Consider the following 19,251-nt stretch of genomic DNA (forward strand, 5'->3'; position numbering starts at 1 on the left):
GCCCTCCCCGACGCCGGTAGCGCTTCCCGTCGCCGCAACCGTTTTGCGTCCGTCGCGCCTCGGTGAGGGCAATGACACGGCTTCGGTTCGCCCTGCTGAACGCGGCCCACGACGGCGCCGACACCCGGCGGAATTTCCGGCGGGAGCTCGACGCCGACCTCGTCGAGTTCGACGCGACCGAGGGGAACCTCCCCGACCACACCGACTTCGACGGCGTGGTGGTCACCGGCTCGCGGTCGTCCGTCTACTGGGACGAGGCGTGGATCCCCCCGCTCGTCGACTACGTCGCGGACGCCGCGGCGGCCGGCGTCCCGGTGCTCGGCGTCTGTTACGGCCACCAGGTGCTCGCGGAGGCGCTCGGCGGGCGCGTGGCGGGAATGGACGGCTTCGAGATCGGGTACAACGCGGTGCGCCGGCGCGGCGACGACGAGCTGTTCGACGGGGTGAGCGAGGAGTTCACCGCGTTCACCACCCACGGCGACGCGGTGGTCGAGCTCCCGCCGAGCGCGACGCTGCTCGCCGAGAACGACCACGGCGTCCACGCGTTCCGCGACGGCCACTGCTGGGGCGTGCAGTTCCACCCGGAGTACGACGTCGACACCGCTCGGGAGGTCACCGAGGGGAAACGGGAGCGGCTCGGCGACGCGCGGGTCGACGCCGTCCTCGAGGAGATCACCCCGACGGCGCACGACGCCGCCTGCGAGGTGAAGGGCCTGTTCGACAACTTCACCGAGTACGCCCGGCGGCTACGGGCGGAACGGGGGTCGCGGGCGGCGGCCGACGACTGAGGGGTCGCGCCGCCGGAGTCGCGGAATCGTCCCGCTCAGTCTGCCGAGAGAGGATGTCGACCGGGTCGAACACGCTTATACCGCTCCCGCCCGGAACGGCGGTATGAACGTAGTACCGGACACCAGTGCGGTCGTCGACGGCCGCGTGTCCGAACGCGTCGCGGACGGGACCTACGAGGGGGCGACGGTGCTCGTCCCCGAGGCCGTCGTCGGCGAGCTGGAGTCGCAGGCGAACGACGGGCTCGAGTCGGGATGGGACGGCCTGAGCGAGCTCAAGCGTCTCGCCGACCTCGCCGACGAGGGGACGATCGAGCTGCGGTACGTCGGCGAGCGCGCCGGCGGCGACGCCCGCTCGCGCGCTCACGAGGGCGACGTCGACGCCCTGATCCGCGAGGTCGCCGCCGACCACGACGCGACCCTCCTCTCGAGCGACATCGTGCAGGCGGAGGTCGCCCGCGCGAAGGGGATCGACGTCGAGTACGTCGAGCCGGTCGCCCGCGGCGTCGTCGACGAGCTCCCGATCCAGGAGTTCTTCACCGACGAGACGATGTCGGTCCACCTCAAGACGGGGACGAAGCCGAAGGCGAAGCGCGGGTCGCTCGGCGAGATGCGGTACGAGGTCATCGACGAGGAGCCGACGAGCGAGGAACGGATGGACGAGTGGGCGACCGCGATCGTCGACCTCGCCCGTCAGTCCAACGAGGGGTTCATCGAGCTCTCCGACGACGGGATGGACATCGTCCAGTTCCGGAACTACCGCATTGCGGTCGCGCGGCCGCCGTTCGCCGACGGGATCGAGATCACGGCGGTCCGGCCGATCGCGAAGACGACGCTCGACGACTACGAGTTCGCCGACGAGCTCCGCGAGCGGTTCAAAGAGCGGAAGCGCGGCGTGCTCATCTCCGGCTCGCCCGGCGCCGGGAAGTCGACGTTCGCGCAGGCGGTCGCGGAGTTCCTCAACGAGAACGACTACGCGGTGAAGACGATGGAGAAGCCGCGCGACCTCCAGGTCGGCCCGGAGATCACCCAGTACGGCGCGCTCGGCGGCGAGATGGAGAACACGGCCGACTCCCTCCTCTTGGTCCGCCCCGACTACACCATCTACGACGAGGTGCGGAAGACGAACGACTTCGAGGTGTTCTCGGACATGCGGATGGCCGGGGTCGGGATGGTCGGCGTCGTCCACGCCTCTCGCGCCATCGACGCGCTCCAGCGGCTCGTCGGCCGCGTCGAGCTGGGGATGATCCCCCAGATCGTCGACACCGTGGTGTACATCGAGGCCGGCGAGGTCCACACCGTCTACGACGTGACCACGGAGGTGAAGGTGCCCGCGGGGCTCACCGCCGAGGACCTCGCGCGCCCGGTCATCCAGGTGTCGAACTTCGAGACCGGCCGGCCGGAGTACGAGATCTACACGTTCAACCGGCAGGTCGTCACCGTCCCGCTGAACGACGATGACGGCGAGGAGAGCGAGACCGGCGTCGGCCGCATCGCCAAACAGGAGATCGAACGCGAGATCCGGTCGGTCGCGCACGGCCACGTCGACGTCGAGCTCGAGGGGAACGACCAGGCGATCGTGTACGTCTCCGAGGGCGACATCGGCACCGTCATCGGGAAGGGCGGCGGCCGTATCAGCGACATCGAGAGCCGGCTCGGCATCGAGATCGACGTCCGCACCCACGACGAGAAGCCGAAGGGGTCCAGTGGCGCCGGCGGCGACGGCCGCGGCGCGAACGAGCAGGGGGACGGTCTGGGTGGACAGGTCGGCGAGGAGCGCGGCACCGTCGTCCAGCCGGAGATCACGTCCCGACACGTCGTCATCGACGTCGACGACGGCGTCGGCGAGACGGTAGAGGTGCGCGCGGACGGCGAGTACCTGTTCACCGCCACCGTCGGCCGCGGCGGCGAGGTGCAGGTGTCTCGCGGTTCCGCCATCGCCGAAGAGCTGGAGGACGCGATCGACCGCAAGCGGACCGTGACGGTCGTTCCGGCGCGCTGACGCGGTCGCGCCTCGACGCCAACGGCGTCGTTCGACTCCACCCGGTTCGTCGATCGTCGTACTCTATCCCTCCTGAAAGATAACGCTTTTTTGGTGGTGGTCGGAAGGTCACAGCATGTCAGACGAGTTAAAGCGCGGGCTCGAAGGCGTCCTCGTCGCGGAGTCGGAGCTGAGCTACGTCGACGGCGAGGTCGGCAAGCTCGTGTACCGTGGGTACGACATCGAGGACCTCGCTCGCGGCGCGAGCTACGAGGAGGTGTTGTACCTCCTCTGGCACGGCTCGCTGCCGACGCGCGAGGAGCTCGACGCGTTCGCCGCGGACCTGGCCGCGGAGCGGGCCGTCGACGACGACGTGCTCGACACGGTCCGGACCCTCGCCGACGCCGGCGAGCGGCCGATGGCCGCCCTCCGGACGGCGACCTCCATGCTGTCGGCGTACGACCCCGACGCGGACGCGGAAGACGACGACGACGTCACGGAGGCGGCCCGCCGGCAGGGCCGTCGTATCACGGCGAAGATCCCGACCGTCCTCGCGGCCTTCGAGCGCGCGCGCCAGGGCGAGGCGCCCGTCGCGCCGGATCCGGACCTCTCGTACGCCGGGAACTTCCTCTATATGCTCACCGGGGCCGAGCCCGACGCCGTCAGCGAGGAGACGTTCGACATGGCGATGACCCTCCACGCCGACCACGGGCTCAACGCCTCGACGTTCACGGCGATCGTGATCGGCTCAACGCTGGCCGACGTCTACTCCGGCGTCACCGGGGGGATCGGCGCGCTCTCCGGCTCGCTCCACGGCGGCGCGAACCAGGACGTGATGGAGGTGCTCCACGAGATCGACGAGTCGTCGAAGGATCCGGTCTCGTGGGTGAAGGACGCCCGCGATGACGGCCGGCGGATCCCCGGCTTCGGTCACCGCGTGTATAAGGTGAAAGACCCCCGCGCGAAGATCCTCCAGGAGAAGCTGCAGGACCTCTCGGAGTCGTCCGGCGACACGAAGTGGCTCGACTACACCACCGCGATCGAGGAGTACCTGACAGACCAGGGACTGCTCGACAAGGGGATCGCGCCGAACGTCGACTTCTACTCCGGTTCGGTGTACGACTCGCTCGGGATCCCGGTCGACATGTACACGCCCATCTTCGCGATGAGCCGCGCCGGCGGCTGGATCGCTCACATGGTCGAGTACCAGGCCGACAACCGGCTCATCCGCCCGCGCGCTCGGTACACCGGCCCGGAGAGCGCCGAGTTCGTCCCGATCGACGAGCGGTAGGCCGCCGGCAGCGGTCTCTCGCGGCGCGGCCGACGCTTCTTAAAAGGGTCCTACGCTTCCCACCGCTCCCGGGCGAACTTCGCCAACAGCGGGAGGTCGTCGAGGTGGAGCAGCTTCGCCATCGCGGACTTGTCGCCCTGGTTCGCCCGCTCCAAGGTGTCGTCGTCGGTCCGGCGGAGGTCCTCCATGAACCGGTCGTACCGCTCGTTCGGCGCGAGGTACAGCAGTCGGGTGAGCATCAGGCGGGCGCGCATCCGCGGGGCCACGTCGCGGTGCCAGAGCCGCTCGTAGACGGCGAGGCTCTCGGCGTCGACGCGGCGCTCCGAGTCCGTGAGACATCGGTCGATGGTGGCGGCCGCGGCGCGGGCGGACTTCATCCCCTTGTGGATCCCCTCGCCCCACAGCGGGTCGATGGTGGGGACGGTGTCGCCGATCGCGAGGAACCGGTCGGTGTGCATCTCGTCGGGCATCTGGATGTGCGCGGAGCCGCGGTGGACCTTCCCGTCGATGCGCTCGGCGTCGGCGAAGCGCGGGTCCCGGTCGACCCACGCCTCGAGGTAGCCGTCGACGGTCTTCCCCTCCTCGGCCTCCTCGCGGTGGCGGTCGTTCTGGATGTAACAGATACCGACCTTCGCCGAGTCATCGCCGGTCGCGAAGATCCACGAGTAGCCGCCCGGCGCGATGTCGTGGTCGAGCCGGAGCATCATCGCCCGCCGGAGGTCGGCGTACTCGGGGTGGTTCATCTCGACGCCCTCCATCTCGTACTCGATCCCGATCGCCTGGTTCTCCCGCTCCAGATCGACCACGTCGAGCGCGCTCGCGATCGGCGCGGCGGGGCCGGTGGCGTCGACGACAACCTCGGCGTACACCTCCTCGTCGCCGTCGTACCGAACCCCCTCGATGACGCCGTCGTCGTCGAGGATCGGACGGGAGACGCGAGAGTCGAACCGGTACTCCGCGCCGTTCTCGCGGCCGTCTTCCACGAGGAACCGCTTGAAGTCGGCGAACTCCAAGACCGCGCCGGGCTGGTAGCTCTCGTAGTAGCTGTTCGGCGACTCCAACACCACGTCGTCCGTGTACGACATCACGACGTCGTCGGGGATCCCGAAGGCCGACATCATCGAGGGGAACGTCCCCGCGGTCGACTTGTTGCTCTGGCGGGGGAACTCGGCCTCCGGCTCCGTTTCGAGAACGACGACGTCGTAGCCGCGCGTCGCCAGGTCGCGGGCGCACTGCGCCCCCGCCGGACCGGCGCCCGCGACAACGACGTCGTAGCGATCAACCATACCTCACGTAATTCGGACCCACGTAATTAGGCTTGCTGAAACGGGTCGCGAACGGCCCCTGACCCGGCTCGATCGCCGGAATTTGGCTATCCGAGAAGGTCGGAATGTCGGCGGAGTCGCCGATCGACGGTCACCGAAAACGGTCGGAAAAACGGGCGCCGGCGTCAGTAGAACTCGCGGACGAGGTCGGTCGCGCCCTCGGGCGCACCGTCCGGGATGACGGACATGTCCTCGTCGACGCCGTGCTGCTCGTGGTACGGCACGGAGTCCTCGTTCTGGTAGATGACGCCCTGGTGCTCCTTCTCGTTGTCGAGGATGACGTCCTTCGCGTCCTCGCGGTCGGTCGGGTCGTGGTCGGTCTCCTTCAGGTCGACCAGCGAGTCGCGGAAGTAGTCGTACGTGTCGACGTCGTTGAACGTGACGCACGGCGAGTAGACGTTGACGAAGCCGAACCCGTCGTGTTCGACCGCCTTCTGGATGATCTCCTGGTGGCGGAGCGCGTCGGAGGAGAACGACTGCGCGATGAACGTCGCGCCCGACGCCAGCGCCAGCGCGTGCGGATTGACGGGGGGCTGTTTCGGCCCGTCGGGGCTCGTCGAGGTCTCGAAGTCCTCGCGCGAGGTGGGCGACGCCTGCCCCTTCGTCAGCCCGTAGATGCGGTTGTCCATCACGACGTACGTCATGTCGACGTTGCGCCGAACGGCGTGGACGAAGTGGCCCGCGCCGATGGAGTAGCCGTCGCCGTCGCCGCCGGCGACCATCACTTCGATGTCGGGCCGGGCCATCTTGACGCCGGTCCCGACGGGGAGTGCGCGCCCGTGAACGCCGTGGAGCGCGTAGCTGTGCATGTACGTGCCGATCTTACCGGAACAGCCGATGCCGGCGACGACGAAGGTGTTGTCGGGGTCGTTGCCCGTCTCCGCGAGGGCCTTCATCATCCCGTTCATGGTGCCGAAGTCGCCGCACCCCGGGCACCACGTCGGCTGCTTGTCGGACTTGAAGTCGGTGAATCGAATGTCTGAGCTCATTGGTTACGCCTCCGCCCCCTCCGCGAGGGTCGCTTTGATCTCCGATGCGAGTTCGTCGGCCTTGAACCGCACGCCGTTGTACTTGTTCACCCGGTCGACGCGCTCTAAGACGTCGTGCTCGACCAGGTCCGCGAACTGCCCCTGCTCGTTGCACTCGACGACGACGACGTCCTCCGCGGCCGCGACGTCGTCGGTGAGGTCCGGCCGCGGGAAGATGTACGGCACCGAGAGCACCCGCACGTCGAGCCCCTCGTCGTCGAGGATGTCGACCGCCTCGGCGAGCGCGCCCTCGTTCGACCCCCACGTGACCACGAGCGTGTCGGCGTCCGCGTCGCCGAACTCGCGCGGGCTCCAGTCCTCGCGCTCGCGGGCCGTCTCGACCTTCCGGTTGCGCTTGTCGACCTGTGCGACGCGCATCTCGGTGTCCTCGGTCCGGCGGCCCTGCTCGTCGTGTTCGAGGCCGGTGGACATGTGCGCGCCGTCGGCGGTGCCGGGGAACGCCCGCGGCGAGACCCCGTCGTCGGTGATCTCGTGGGGCTGGAAGCCGCCGGAGTCGCTCATGTGGTCGTCGATGTCGGCCTCGTCGACGACGAAGCCGCGGTCGACCTCGACCGCGTCCATATCGAAGGTGTCCGGGGAGAACGTCTGCTCGGTGACCGCCATCGAGAGGTCGGCGGTGAGGTAGACGGGGAGCTGGTACTTCTCGGCGAGGTTGAACGCCTCGACCGTCTTCCAGAAGCACTCGTCGATGGTCGTCGGCGCGAGCACGAACCGCGGCACCTCGCCGTGGCCGCCGTACAGCATCTGGTTCAGGTCGCCCTGCTCCTGTTTCGTCGGCATCCCGGTCGAGGGGCCGGAGCGCATCACGTTACAGATGACGAGCGGCGTCTCCGAGGTGGCGATGAGCCCGAACGTCTCCGTCATCAGGTCGATCCCCGGCCCGGAGGTCGCGGTCATCGACCGGGCGCCCCCGCGGGCCGCGCCGAGCGCCATGTTGATCGCGGAGAGCTCGTCCTCCGCCTGCACGACGTGGCCGCCGTAGCGCTCGATCCGGCCCGTGAGGTACGTCATCACGTCGGTCGCGGGCGTGATCGGGTAGCCGGCGTAGAAGCGGCAGCCCGCGGCGATGGCGCCCATGCCGATGGCCTCGTCGCCGTTGAGGAGGACGTAGTCCTCGTCGGTGGTCTCTAAGTCGTAGTCGAACTCGTGGTCGTACTCGTCGGCGACGTACGACCGCCCCGCGCGGGCGGCCTCCTTGTTGTTGTCGACGAGCTTCTGACCCTTGTCCTTGAACCGCTTTTCGAGGGCGGAGTCGAGGTTCTCGATGGGGAACTCGGCGACCTCGCAGGCCGCGCCGAGCGCGACGACGTTCCGCATGATCGCCCCGCCGGCCTCCTCGGCCAGGCTCTTGAGGGGCACGTCGAGACCGATCATCCCCTCGGGGATCTCGACGTCCTGCATCGTGGTCCGCTCGCCGTCGTAGATGATCACCGACCCCTCGTGGAGCTCGTCGAGGTTCTCCTCGATGGTCCGCGGGGTCAACGCGATGAGCACGTCGAGCCGGTCAACGACGCTCTGTACCTTGTCGACGGAGGTTCGCACCTTGTAGGCGGTGTAGCCGCCTCGGATCCGCGAGGCGAAGTCCTTCGACGTGAACACGTGTCGACCCGCCCGAGAGAGCGCTTGCGCGAAGATCTTCCCGGTCGAGTCGATGCCGTCGCCGGCCTCCCCGCCGACGGCCCAATTGAAGTCCGCAGCCATGCTATGTCGCAGTTTTCGCCGGACTCATCAAAAGACTTCTGGAAGGAGCCACCAGCGACTTTTCCAACGTTCGTTCAACTTTCCTTGAATATCGGAGATCACAGCTGTCGTTTTCGTTCAAAATCGATTTTTAGTGGACGATCGTTTTCCGGTTTCCTCACGATCGACCCTCCTCGTCGCAGTCGTTTTTCGACGTTCGTCGAACGATCTCGGCGTGTCCCTCGCGCGCGGGTCGCGCCCGGCGGCGCGGACCGGCGCCCGGGGGACGCGCGCCGACGAGAGCCGTCCTCGATGCTCGTCCGCGGTGCGGGCGTCACGGACCGGACGTCCCCGACGAGGGCGGCGTCCCTGACGCGGGAGGCGTCCCAGACGCGGGCAACACCGACGCCGACGGGAACACGTTTGTGTCCGCCGGCCGGATCGGCGATATGGACACGACAGCGACGGTCAGCGCGGTCGAGGAAGTCGGCCGCGACACGTACGCCCTCCGGTTCGACGCGCCGGACGGATTCGCCGCGGAGCCCGGTCAGTTCGTCAAGCTCGGCACGGAGATCGACGGCGAGTCGGTCGCCCGCTTCTACACCCTCTCGTCGCCGACGGTCGGCGACACGTTCGAGGTCACAGTCGGGATCGACCCCGAGGAGGGCGGCGAGTTCTCCGCGTTCCTCGCGGACGCCGAGGCCGGCACCGAGATGACGCTCTCGGGCCCGTTCGGCGACCAGCACTACGACGGCGAGCCGCGCGCGGTCGTGATCGCGGGCGGCCCGGGCGTCGGCCCGGCGGTCGCCATCGCGGAGCGCGCGCTCGACGACGGCGCCGAGGCCGCGGTCGTCTACCGCGACGACGACGTGTCGCACGCCGACCGCCTGGACCGGCTGAAAGAGCGCGGCGCCGCGATCCGCCTCCTCGACGCCGACGAGGCGCTCGACGACGCGGTCACGGAGGCGCTGACGGGAGCCGACGGCGAGACCGTCTTCGTGTACGGCTTCGCCGACCTCGTCGCCGACGCCGAGGCCGCGGTCGAGGCCGCCGGCGGCGACGCCGACGCCGCGAAAGTCGAGAACTTCGGCTAGGCGCGGTTCGGGACGCTTCGGCCGATCTTTTTTTAACTAGTTCACTGTGGACCGACGGTGAGGGCCTCCAAAGCCCCACCCGACCGCAAAACACCACAGCCTCACGCCTCCCCAGCCTCGGCGGACGGCCCGGCGCGGGCGAAGCCGCGCCGGCCCGCCGCCTCCCTCGCGCGTGCTCCTCGCGCCCGGTGGGCGCTCGAAGGCACGCGCCACCGCCTTGCGTCGTCGATTACTCTCCGAAGTAGTCCGCCAGCCGCTCCGCGGCCTCGACGGCTCGGGGGGTGACGAGGGCGAACCGGATCCACTCGTCGCGCGCGGAGCCGAACGCCTCGCCCGGCATCCCCGCGACGCCGGCCTCGTCGACCAGCCGCTTCACGTTCGTCATCGTCCCGGGGAACCCCTCGAAGCGCGCGAGCACGTAGAAGGCGCCCTCGGGGCGGCTGTACTCGGCGCCGGCCGCGTCGAGGGCGTCGGTGAACGCGTCGGCGCGCTCCGAGAGCAGGTCGCGGGCCTCCGCGTAGTAGTCGGGGGGCGTCTCCGCGAGCGCGTGGTGGACCGCGTACTGCGAGGGCCGTGGTCCGGCGACGTTCACGAGCATGTGCCGCGTCTTCGCGTCGCCGGCGTGGGCCTCGGGGAACACCCCGTACCCCACTCGGAACCCCGTGATCGCCATCGACTTCGAGAAGCCGCTGGTGACGATCACGCGGTCGGACGACAGCGTCAGCGCCGACTCGAACTCGCCGGTGAGATCGAAGTGGTCGTACACCTCGTCGACGAGGACGAGGGCGTCGACCGCGTGCGCGATCTCGACGACCTCGCGGACCGCGTCGAGGTCGTAGACGGCCCCCGTCGGGTTGTTCGGCGTGTTCAAGGCGATCAGCGCGGTGTCCGCGCTCGCGGCCTCGCGGACCGCCGCGACGTCGAGGCTCCCGTCGCGCTCCGTCGGGACGAGCGTCGCCTCGCCGCCGAGCATGTCCACCTTCCCGGGGTAGTACGGGTAGACGGGGTCCATCAACAGCGCCTCGTCGCCGGCGTCGCGACCGAGCGCGCGCGCCATCGCGAGGTAGTTCGCCTCGCCGGTCCCGTTCGTGACGACGACGCGGTCGACGCCGACGTTCCGGCGCTCGGCGATCGCCTCCCGCAGCTCCGACAGCCCCTCGCTCGGTGGGTACTGGAAGGCGTCGGACGGGAGGTCGGCGTACTCGCGGAGCGCCTCCCGCAGCGCGGCCGGCGGCTCCCAGTCGGGGTTGCCGCTCACCATGTCGATGACGTCGCCGTCGGCCGCGGCCGCGTACTGCATCACGTGAAAGAACTTCGGCTCCTCGTACTCCATACGGACCGCTGGGCGGCGTCCGCCGTGGCTCTTTCGACCGGCGGCGCGCTCGCGTGCCCGGCGGGACCACCCCTCTCCGGTCGCCGGAATCCGGTGGTTTCACCTACGGCCCCGACCTCCCCGTCGTATGAACAAACGCGGCCACGTCCTCAACGCCTTGCTGCTCGCGCTCGGGCTCGGCTTCGTCATCGAGCCCGGGCTCGACGCGGCCACGGCGCGGACCACCGCCCAGATCACCGTGCCGATCGTGTTGGGGGCGCTGTTCCCCGACGTCGACACCGCGTTCGGACGCCACCGGAAGACGCTCCACAGCCTCCCGGTGCTCGCCGTCTTCGTCGCGTACCCGATCGTCTTCGGGAACCTCCAGTACGTCTGGATCGGCGTGTTGACCCACTACCTCCTCGACGTCGTCGGGAGCCGTCGCGGCATCGCGCTGTTCCACCCGCTGTCGGACACGGAGTACGGGCTCCCCTCCGGCGTGACGACGAGCAGCAAGTACGCCGACCTCGTCACCGTCGTCATCACAGCGCTCGAGCTGGCGGCGTTCTGGGCGCTCCACACCTACGTCGTGACGCTCGATCTCGACCTCTCGGCGGCCGCCTCGGAGGCGGCGGCGGGGCTCGGCGTCTGAGGGGTCTCGCTTCGGTGCGGTCGCGACGCGGCGACTCAGCTATTTCGGCCGGTAGTCCGACAGCGTCCCGGAGTAGACGCTCACGTCGTTGAACCGGCCCTCGTAGACGACGTTCGTCGGCAGGGTCGGCTCGTCGCCGGAGAGGAACAGCCGGTCGAGCTTCTCCCAGGTGTTCTCGTAGCCGAGGTGAGCGAACTCCAAGAGCCCGCGGAGCTGGTGGCGGACCCCGCCGCGGTGGACCACGGTCCGGGGGCGCTCCTGCCGGAAGGCGTCGACGACCGCGTCGGCGTCGTCGAGGTCGCCCTGGAACTCGGTCCACGCCTCCCCGACGGTGCCGGACAGGTGCGCGTACGAGGAGCCGAAGCCGGGCATATCGGTCACCTCCGCGATCCGTCGCGTCCGGGCGTTCTGGTGGGGGAGGAGCTTGGTGTTGTACGTCTCGACCGCGGCGAGCCGCTCTGCGTGGGCCGCGATCTCGGGCCGCGTGAGCGAGATGGTGGCGAAGCCGGGATGCGGGACGAGCACGGCGGCGTCCTGTCGCTCGAACTCGGCCATCGCCGCCTCGAAGGTGATGTAGTCGGGAACGGGCTCGTCCAATCCGATAACGAGGAGGTGCCGGCGGTTCCCCCAGTCGCCGGTGAACACCTCCCGGCCGGGGACGACCGTCAGATCGTCGTCGGCGTACCGGGCCGCGCGCTTCCGGACCGTCGGGAGCCGGGTGAAGTGCGGCGCGTACACGAGCGCGTCGATCCCCCGCTCCTTCGCGAGGGCCACGACGTCGTCGTCGAGCACCTTCACGTGGGCGTCGACGCGCGTTCTCGATCGGGTCACGAGTGCATCGAATGCGTGCCCGAGCAAAGGCGTATCGTTCGACGGCGAGCGGATCCGGTTCCGGCGTCGATGACGGCGCCCGCCGCGCGGGGGAAACGGTTAATCCCCCGCGGGAGCGACGGGGACACATGCCCCGCTGGACGTGCGGAATCGACGGCTGCGACGCCGCGTTCGACGACGTTGAGTCGGCCATCGTCCACCAGACCGACGGCCACCAGCGCCACGAGTGCAAGGTGTGCGGCACGATCGTCCCGGACGGCTACTTCGCGATCCGGCACGCGTTCGACGAGCACACCCGCGCCGAGTTCGTCCGCGCGTACGACGCCGACTCCGCGGCCGTCCGCCGCCGCGAGGAGATCAAACGCGAGATCGAGCGCGAGGCCGACCTCCAGCGCGTCGTCGACGAGCTGGACCGCGGCGTCTGAGCGGCGGCTTCGCCGTCTCGCCGGCCTACCACAACACCCGCTTCCCGAACGCGCTCGCCGCCAGCTCCGTCGCGAGCTCGGCCGTCTCGTTGTGCTGGTCGAGCGTCGGGTTCACCTCGACGAGCTCCATCGACCGGAGGCTGTCGGCCTCGTCGACGATCTCCATCGCGCTGTGGGCCTCTCGGTAGGTGACGCCGCCGCGAACGGGGGTGCCGACGCCGGGCGCCTCCTTGGGGTCGAGAAAGTCGAGGTCGAGGCTGACGTGGACGCCGTCGACGCCCGCGCCGGCGGTCGCCATCGCCTCCTCCGTGATCTCGGTGATCCCGCGCTCGTCGATGTCGGACATCGTGTACGCCGCGAAGCCGTGGTCGCGGATGACCTCCACCTCCGACTCGTCGACCGAGCGGAGCCCGACGAGCGCGACGTTCTCCGGGGTGAGCCCGGGCGCGTTCGCCCAGTCCGACCCCGCGAACTCGTCGAACCCGAGCGCGGCCGCGAGCGGCATCCCGTGGACGTTCCCCGAGGGGGTCGTCGAGGGCGTGTTGAGGTCGGCGTGCGCGTCGAACCACACCGCGCCGACGTCGGCGTCGCGCGCCGACCCCGCGAGCGACCCGATGGCGATCGAGTGGTCGCCGCCGAGCGCGAGCGGCACGGCCCCGTCGGCGAGCGTCTCGCCCACCTCGTCCGCGAGGCGCCGGCAGACGTCGGCCGTCTCACGGAGGAACTTCGCTTTCCCCGCGCTCGGCGCGTCCGTGTCCGGGTCGCGCTCCTCCGCGCGCGGGACCGCGAGATCGCCCGCGTCGACCACGTCGACGCCAGCGCCCGCGAGCTGGTCGGCGAGTCCGCCGTACCGGATGGCCGACGGCCCCATGTCCACGCCGCGTCGGTTCGCCCCGTAGTCGGTCGGCGCGCCGATGATCCTGACGGTGGTCATACCTGTGGGCGCGGCGTCCCGACGCTTGAATGGTGGGGTCCCGCGTCGCCCGCCGGGCGACCGGGATCGCACACGGTTTTGCCGTGCCGGCCCGATCGGGCGGTATGAGCGGCACCGACGACCCGCCCTCCGAGTTCGACCCCGCCGACGTCCGCGGCAGCGACATCGAACCGGTCGGCGCCATGATCGCCGTGGCGTTCACGGGGGCCGTGATCGGGCTCGTCGGTGCCGGAATCGCCCTGTTCGTGAGCGACCTCGGGCTGGCCCTGATCGGGGTCGGCGTCGTCGTCGCGCTCTCCAGCCCGCTCGCGTACCTCCGGTTCCGCCGACGGTACGGGTCGTAGCCGTCAACGGTACGGATCGTGGCCGTCAACGGTGCGGATCGTCGGATCTCACACGATCGTTTATAACGGGCTTCCATCGCATTTAAGCGGTGCCGCCATCTAGTCGCGACCATGTCATCGATCGAGCTCACGTCGAGTCAGAAAAGCATCCTCACGGCCCTCATCAACCTGTACGGGGAGCAGGAGGACGCCGTCAAAGGCGAGGCCATCGCCGAGGAGGTCGACCGCAATCCCGGCACGATCCGCAACCAGATGCAGAGCCTGAAGGCCCTCCAGCTGGTCGAGGGCGTCCCCGGCCCGAAAGGCGGGTACAAACCCACCTCGAACGCGTACGAGGCGCTCGACATCCAGCGCATGGACGAGCCAGCCGACGTCCCCATCTTCCACGAGGGCGAGGAGGTAACGGGCGTCAACGTCGACGGGATCGACCTCTCCAGCGTCCACCACCCCGAGCTCTGCCGAGCCGAGATCCACGTCCAGGGCTCCGTCCGGAACTTCCACGAGGGCGACTCCGTCACCGTCGGCCCGACGCCCCTCTCGAAGCTCGTCATCGACGGGACCGTCGACGGGAAAGACGACACCGCGAACATCCTCATCCTCCGGATCGACGACATGCGCGCGCCCGACGAGCCCGCCGAGCACTGACCGGTTTCGCCGGCCGTATCGGTCTGTCTCCCTCTCTTCGCGCTTGATTCGTCGCCGTCGGCCCCCAGCCGTCGCTCTCGGAGTCGAAGACGGTCGCCCGCGAACGAGAATCACCGCCGTGACGGGTGCGCTTTCACCGATCCTACATGTCGCCGAACGCGCTCACGCCGCGCCCGGTCGAGGAGACCTTCGCGATCCACCGCACCGCGATGGACTTCTTCAGCAGCTTCGCCGGGGTGCCGCCGAACGTCTCGATCGGCATCCCCATCACGTCGTGGGCGACCGCCTCCTCGCCGACCGAAATGACGGTTCCCTTGTCCTTGTGCTCCCACGACTGGAGGGGCGCGCCGCGGGCGGCCCGCGCGAGGTTCTCGCCGGCGACCTCGGCGGCCTGCCAGGCGGCCTGCGCGGTCGGCGGCGCCACGTCGTCGTCGCCCTGCTCGACGAGGGCGGTGTCGCCGATGGCGAACACGCGGTCGTCGCTGGTGGTGAAGTCGGAGTCGGCGTGGACGCGGTTGGAGCGCTCGTCCTTCTCGACCTCGACGTTCTCCAGCTCCGGCTGGCCCGTGATGCCGCCGGTCCAGACCAGCACGTCGTGCGCGAGCTCCTCTGGCTCCTCGTCCTCGCCGCCGCCGAGGTAGACCGCGTCCGCGTCGGCCTCCGAGATGAAGTCGCCGGTGCGGATCTCCACGTCGGCCTCTTCCAGCCGCTGGCGGAGCGCGCCCTGAAGCTGCGGGTCGTTGCCGGGGAAGACCTCGTCGAGGCCTTCGACGAGCGTGATCTCTATCGGGGCGCGGTGCTTGTCTCGGTACTCCGCGATCTCGCCGGCGGTCTGGATGCCGGAGAGCCCGGCGCCGCCGACGACGACCTCGACGGGGTCGGAGCGGGTCGCCTCGGCCGCGGCCGACCGCACGTCCTCGTGGATCGCCTTCGCGTCGTCGAGGCTCTTGAGCTGGTGGGCGTGCTCTTTTAGCCCGTCGATGCCGAAGAAGGCGGTCGTGGAGCCGACGCCGAGCAGGAGGTAGTCGTAGTCGACGGTCGTCCCGTCGTCCGTCTCGACGACGCGCTCGTCGGTGTCGACGTCGACGACGCGGCCCTGCACGAACTCCGACTCGGGCGACTTTATCTCGTCGACGGGGATGGTGATCTTGTCCGCGACCGCGGGGTTGCGGATGGCCCGGTGGACCTCGTGTAAGACGAGGTGGTAGTCGTGCTCCGAGATCCAGGTGAGCTCCGCCTCGCCCTCGCCGACCTCGTCTTCGAACGCCTTCACCGCACCCGCCCCGGCGTAGCCGGAGCCGACGACGACGACCTGTGTACTCATGTACATCGCTCCGCAGTGCGCGGGTAAAGTCGCTTTGAAACGTCCGTGACGTCGCCGTCGTCCGGTCGCTCGCCGACGGGCGACGCGCCCCGGCGCTACAGCGAGAGCCCGGCGTGCCAGCGGTCGGCGCCCGCCTCCCGCTTGACCTCGTCCATGCGCGAGAGGAGCTTCACGGCGAGGCTCGCGGTCTCAGCCGCCCGCGACTCGCCCTCCGTCCGGAACTCGCCGGTCACTCGATTCGCATACACCGAGCAGACCGCACCGGCCCGGAGCCCGTAGACGTTCGCGATCGTGAGGATCGCCGACGCCTCCATCTCGATGTTCTTCACGTTCGCGTCCCGCAGCTCCGCGACCAGCTCGTCGGAGCCGGCGGCCTCGAACCCCTCGAAGCCGGGGCGGCCCTGCCCGGCGTAGAAGGAGTCGGCGCTCATCGTCACCCCGGTGTGGTAGTCGTGGCCGAGCCGCTCCGCGGCGGCGACGAGCGCCGAGACGACCTCGCCGTCGGCGGCGGCCGGGTAGTCCTCCCGCACGTACTCGTCGCTCGTCCCCTCCTGCCGGACCGCGCCGGTCGTGATCACGAGGTCGCCGACGTCCATTCCGGGCTGGATCGCGCCGCAGGAGCCGACCCGGACGAACGTGTCCACGCCCACCCGCGCGAGTTCCTCGACGGCGATAGCGGCCGACGGCGAGCCGATCCCCGTCGACGTCACCGAGATCGGCGCGCCGTCGTAGCTGCCGGTCGCGGTGCGGTACTCGCGGTGGTGTGCGACCTCTTCGTGGCCGTCCCACAGCGCCGTGATCTTGTCGACGCGTTCGGGGTTCCCGGGGAGGAGCACGGCGTCGGCGACGTCGTCGGAACCCACCTCGACGTGGTAGCCGATCTCGTCGTTGGGATCCTCGCTGTCGCTCGCGGCGGCCTCGTCGGCGGGGGTCTCGCTCTCGTCGGTCATGTCCCCGCCCTTCGGCGAGCCGTTTAAAAGTAGTTCCGCCTCGCGGTCTGCCGCTCGGGGAGTTCGCCTCCGCCCTCAGACCCCTCTCGCGTCGTCGAGCGTCCCCTCCGAGATGGTGTTCGGGAGCAGCTCGCCGAGCGTGTACTCGCTCGTCTCGCCGTCGCCCTCGTCGCAGACGACGACGAGGTCGTCGGCCGCGAACTCCGCGAGCGTCTGCCGGCACATCCCGCAGGGAGTGACGCCGTCTCGGACGCCCGAGGTGACCGCGATCCGGTCGAACTCGCGGTGGCCGTTCTTCACCGCCTCCGCGACCGCGACCTCCTCGGCGTGGAGGCTGTTGGAGTAGTTCGCGTTCTCGATGTTACAGCCGGTGTAGACGGCGCCGTCGGCGGTCCGGAGCGCGGCGCCGACGCGGTACTCGGAGTACGGGACGTGCGCGTCGTCGAGCGCGTCGCGCGCGGCCTCGATCAGGTCCATGTCCGGTCGTCGGTCGGCGGGGCGTTAAGGGGTCGGGTCGCGCCCGACGGCGGGCCGACACCGAGCCGACGGCGGCCTCACTTCCCGGTGTCGTACTTGTAGGTGGCCGACTCGGGGTCGATCCCGAAGTCCTCGGGCGACTCCGCGGTGTCCTCCTCGGCTGCGTCCGCCGGCTCGGCCTCCTTGAACGCCTCGCGGAACCGGTCCGGCATCTCGAAGGCGTCGACCGGGAGCCGCAGGCCGACGACGCCGCCGCCGAGGAACTCGCGCTTCTCGCCGAGCCGGTCGGAGAGCGCCGCCGGGAGGTCGTCGGTGTCGACTTCCTCGAAGCCGAACTGGGTCAGGTAGTCGGGCTGGTCGGTGAGCACGTACACCGTCTCGAACCCGTCCGCGGCCGCGGTGTCGACGAGGCGCTCGACCACGTGCGCGCCGACGCCGCGGCCGCGCCACTCGGGGAGCACGCCGATCCCGGTGAGCTCGATGCGGTTCTCCTCGCCCTCGTCGCCGCGGTGCAGGCGCAGCCGGCCGAACCCGGCCCGGTCGCCCGACTCCTGGTCGACCGCGATCACGTAGTCCCGCGACCGGAACGCGACGTCGTCGAGCCCGAGCCGCTCGATCGCGTCCAGCAACCACGCCTCGTCACGGTTCTTGGCGTCGCGGACGTACATACGCTCACGTACGCGGGCCGACGTAAAAACCGTTCCCCGCGGCCGTGGCGGCGCGCACGGCGACAACGTCCCCGCGGTCCTCCCGCTCGCAGCGCCCGCGCTCAGATCCCCTGACCCATCAGGTGGCTGCGCAGCACGTCGGGCGTCTTGAGGCCGGCGTCGCTGTTGATCAGGACGACCGTCTCGTCGCCGTCGAAGAACCCGTCCTCTTTGAGCGCCCACGCCCCGGCCGGCGCGGCGCCGCCGGTGGCGCCCATCTCCATCACCTCGTTCTGCGCGACGGCGACCGCGCTCGCGAGCACGTCCTCGTCCTCGACGCCGACCGCCGTCCCGCCGCTCTCCGTGACCGCCTCGACCGCGGCCGCGCCGCCCGCGGGGTCGGCGATCTCCAGCTCGCCGCAGATCGTGTCCGTCGTCGACCACGGCTCCGGCTCGTCGAGGCCGCGCTCGACCGCCGCCGCGATCGGCGCGCAGCCCGCCGCCTGCGCGGCGACGATCCGCGGGACCGCGTCGATCGCTCCGACTCGCTCCAGCTCCGTGAACCCCTTATAAACGCCCGCGACGACCTCGCCGGACCCGGTCGGGACGACGACGACGTCGGGCGCTTCGCCGAGGTCGGCGACCAGCTCGAACGCGAGCGTCTTCACGCCGTCGTGGCGGTACGGCGTCGCGAACTCGGCGAGGTCGGTGTACTCCGTCTCCAGCTGCTCGTCGACCGCCGCGGCCGCGTCGGGGAACCGCCCGCCGACCACGCGCATGTCGCCGCCGTGGACGTTCGTCATCGCCTTGTTCGAGAACGCGCACCGGGAGGGGACGAACGCGTACGAGCGCAGGTCGGCCCGGCCCGCGTACGCCGCCATCGACTGCCCGGCGTTGCCCGGGCTCGCGCACGCGAGCGGCTCGACGTCGGCCCCGTCGGCCGCCCGCGCCGCGACCGCGGTGAGCGCGACCGAGAGCCCGCGGTCGAGCACCGTCCCGGTGGGGTTCCGGCCCTCGTCTTTGACGTACACCGCGTCGACGTCGAGCTCGTCGGCGAGCCGCTCCGTCGGGACGAGCGGCGTGGCGCCCTCGCCGGCCGAGATGGCGGTCTCCGCCGGGAACGGGAGAAGCGCGTCGAAGCGCCAGTGGCCGCGCCCCGTCCCGGCCGGGCCGTCTCGTGGTCCCTCCAAGAGCGCCTCCGGGTCGACCGCGTCGTAGTCGTAGGCGGGGTCGAGCCCCCGCGCCTGTTCCTCGGCCGACACCGTCGTCGGGTCGGGCGTCTCGTGGACGCGACCCGACGCGCGACTCTCCAGCCCGCGGAACGCCGTCGTCGTCTCCGTCGACTCCATACGCACCGTTGCGGCGGCGCCGACTAATCGCTTCCCTCTCGGGACGTTCGGTCTCGCTCGAGAGAATCCGTCATTCGTGCTGTGGCGCGTGCCTGCGAGGCCGCCTCGCGGCCGAGGAGCACGCGCGAGGTCGCCGGCGCTCCGCGCCGGCTGCCA

At 70.2% G+C, this 19,251-nt stretch carries 19 protein-coding genes; 8 read left to right on the plus strand and 11 right to left on the minus strand.

Annotated elements, in window-relative coordinates:
- Positions 1-71: 71 nt before the first annotated feature.
- The 3 genes from B4V04_RS08435 (at position 72) to citZ (ending at position 4,057) form a co-directional block, all read left to right on the plus strand.
- Positions 72-788 (plus strand): type 1 glutamine amidotransferase, encoded by a 717-nt coding sequence (locus tag B4V04_RS08435; protein ID WP_498230779.1) that lies wholly within the window; start codon positions 72-74, stop codon positions 786-788.
- 103 nt (positions 789-891) lie between these two features.
- Positions 892-2,787 carry a PINc/VapC family ATPase gene (locus B4V04_RS08440; protein WP_498230781.1) on the plus strand — a complete coding sequence of 632 codons (1,896 nt, stop codon included), beginning with the start codon at positions 892-894 and terminating at the stop codon, positions 2,785-2,787.
- Between the two features lie 115 nt (positions 2,788-2,902).
- Positions 2,903-4,057: a citrate synthase gene (gene citZ, locus B4V04_RS08445; protein ID WP_498230782.1), complete on the plus strand. Its 1,155-nt coding sequence runs from the start codon at positions 2,903-2,905 to the stop codon at positions 4,055-4,057.
- A 50-nt stretch (positions 4,058-4,107) separates the two neighbouring features.
- Here the strand turns inward: citZ and B4V04_RS08450 are convergent, their stop codons facing one another.
- The 3 genes from B4V04_RS08450 to B4V04_RS08460 all read right to left on the minus strand — a co-directional run bounded on the left by B4V04_RS08450 (position 4,108) and on the right by B4V04_RS08460 (position 8,132).
- Positions 4,108-5,343 carry a digeranylgeranylglycerophospholipid reductase gene (locus B4V04_RS08450; RefSeq protein WP_498230784.1) on the minus strand — a complete coding sequence of 412 codons (1,236 nt, stop codon included), beginning with the start codon at positions 5,341-5,343 and terminating at the stop codon, positions 4,108-4,110.
- 164 nt (positions 5,344-5,507) lie between these two features.
- A complete protein-coding gene (locus B4V04_RS08455; protein WP_498230785.1) occupies positions 5,508-6,371 on the minus strand; it encodes a 2-oxoacid:ferredoxin oxidoreductase subunit beta in 864 nt (287 codons plus the stop codon).
- A gap of 3 nt (positions 6,372-6,374) precedes the next feature.
- The gene (locus tag B4V04_RS08460; RefSeq protein WP_498230787.1) at positions 6,375-8,132 is read right to left on the minus strand and encodes a 2-oxoacid:acceptor oxidoreductase subunit alpha; all 1,758 of its coding nucleotides are present in this window, start codon (positions 8,130-8,132) and stop codon (positions 6,375-6,377) included.
- Between the two features lie 428 nt (positions 8,133-8,560).
- On the opposite strand from B4V04_RS08460, the gene B4V04_RS08465 reads away from it, so the two are divergent.
- Positions 8,561-9,205: an FAD-dependent oxidoreductase gene (locus B4V04_RS08465; protein ID WP_498230788.1), complete on the plus strand. Its 645-nt coding sequence runs from the start codon at positions 8,561-8,563 to the stop codon at positions 9,203-9,205.
- A 229-nt stretch (positions 9,206-9,434) separates the two neighbouring features.
- Here the strand turns inward: B4V04_RS08465 and B4V04_RS08470 are convergent, their stop codons facing one another.
- Positions 9,435-10,538: a pyridoxal phosphate-dependent aminotransferase gene (locus tag B4V04_RS08470; RefSeq protein ID WP_498230789.1), complete on the minus strand. Its 1,104-nt coding sequence runs from the start codon at positions 10,536-10,538 to the stop codon at positions 9,435-9,437.
- A 127-nt stretch (positions 10,539-10,665) separates the two neighbouring features.
- Between B4V04_RS08470 and B4V04_RS08475 the strand changes: the two genes are divergently transcribed.
- A complete protein-coding gene (locus B4V04_RS08475) occupies positions 10,666-11,169 on the plus strand; it encodes a metal-dependent hydrolase (protein ID WP_144799387.1) in 504 nt (167 codons plus the stop codon).
- Positions 11,170-11,208: 39 nt separating this feature from the next.
- Here the strand turns inward: B4V04_RS08475 and B4V04_RS08480 are convergent, their stop codons facing one another.
- Entirely contained in the window at positions 11,209-12,000 is a 792-nt protein-coding gene (locus tag B4V04_RS08480) for a PHP domain-containing protein (RefSeq protein WP_186311009.1), read from the minus strand.
- 128 nt (positions 12,001-12,128) lie between these two features.
- Between B4V04_RS08480 and B4V04_RS08485 the strand changes: the two genes are divergently transcribed.
- A complete protein-coding gene (locus tag B4V04_RS08485; protein WP_092561897.1) occupies positions 12,129-12,425 on the plus strand; it encodes a DUF7565 family protein in 297 nt (98 codons plus the stop codon).
- A gap of 25 nt (positions 12,426-12,450) precedes the next feature.
- Here the strand turns inward: B4V04_RS08485 and rocF are convergent, their stop codons facing one another.
- Complete coding sequence (rocF, locus tag B4V04_RS08490) at positions 12,451-13,359, minus strand: arginase (RefSeq protein WP_498230791.1); 909 nt, start codon at positions 13,357-13,359, stop codon at positions 12,451-12,453.
- Between the two features lie 104 nt (positions 13,360-13,463).
- On the opposite strand from rocF, the gene B4V04_RS08495 reads away from it, so the two are divergent.
- Positions 13,464-13,703: a hypothetical protein gene (locus B4V04_RS08495; RefSeq protein WP_498230793.1), complete on the plus strand. Its 240-nt coding sequence runs from the start codon at positions 13,464-13,466 to the stop codon at positions 13,701-13,703.
- 111 nt (positions 13,704-13,814) lie between these two features.
- Positions 13,815-14,348 carry an Rrf2 family transcriptional regulator gene (locus B4V04_RS08500; RefSeq protein ID WP_144799382.1) on the plus strand — a complete coding sequence of 178 codons (534 nt, stop codon included), beginning with the start codon at positions 13,815-13,817 and terminating at the stop codon, positions 14,346-14,348.
- Positions 14,349-14,490: 142 nt separating this feature from the next.
- On the opposite strand, the gene B4V04_RS08505 is transcribed toward B4V04_RS08500, so the two are convergent.
- The 5 genes from B4V04_RS08505 to B4V04_RS08525 form a co-directional block, all read right to left on the minus strand.
- Entirely contained in the window at positions 14,491-15,672 is a 1,182-nt protein-coding gene (locus B4V04_RS08505) for an NAD(P)/FAD-dependent oxidoreductase (RefSeq protein WP_498230795.1), read from the minus strand.
- 95 nt (positions 15,673-15,767) lie between these two features.
- Entirely contained in the window at positions 15,768-16,622 is an 855-nt protein-coding gene (locus B4V04_RS08510) for a nucleoside phosphorylase (protein ID WP_498230797.1), read from the minus strand.
- A 75-nt stretch (positions 16,623-16,697) separates the two neighbouring features.
- The gene (cdd, locus tag B4V04_RS08515; RefSeq protein WP_498230799.1) at positions 16,698-17,099 is read right to left on the minus strand and encodes a cytidine deaminase; all 402 of its coding nucleotides are present in this window, start codon (positions 17,097-17,099) and stop codon (positions 16,698-16,700) included.
- A 77-nt stretch (positions 17,100-17,176) separates the two neighbouring features.
- Entirely contained in the window at positions 17,177-17,767 is a 591-nt protein-coding gene (locus tag B4V04_RS08520) for a GNAT family N-acetyltransferase (protein WP_498230801.1), read from the minus strand.
- Between the two features lie 101 nt (positions 17,768-17,868).
- Positions 17,869-19,095 (minus strand): pyridoxal-phosphate dependent enzyme, encoded by a 1,227-nt coding sequence (locus B4V04_RS08525; RefSeq protein WP_498230803.1) that lies wholly within the window; start codon positions 19,093-19,095, stop codon positions 17,869-17,871.
- Positions 19,096-19,251 lie beyond the last annotated feature (156 nt).

This window comes from Halorubrum sp. B52 (assembly GCF_059752555.1).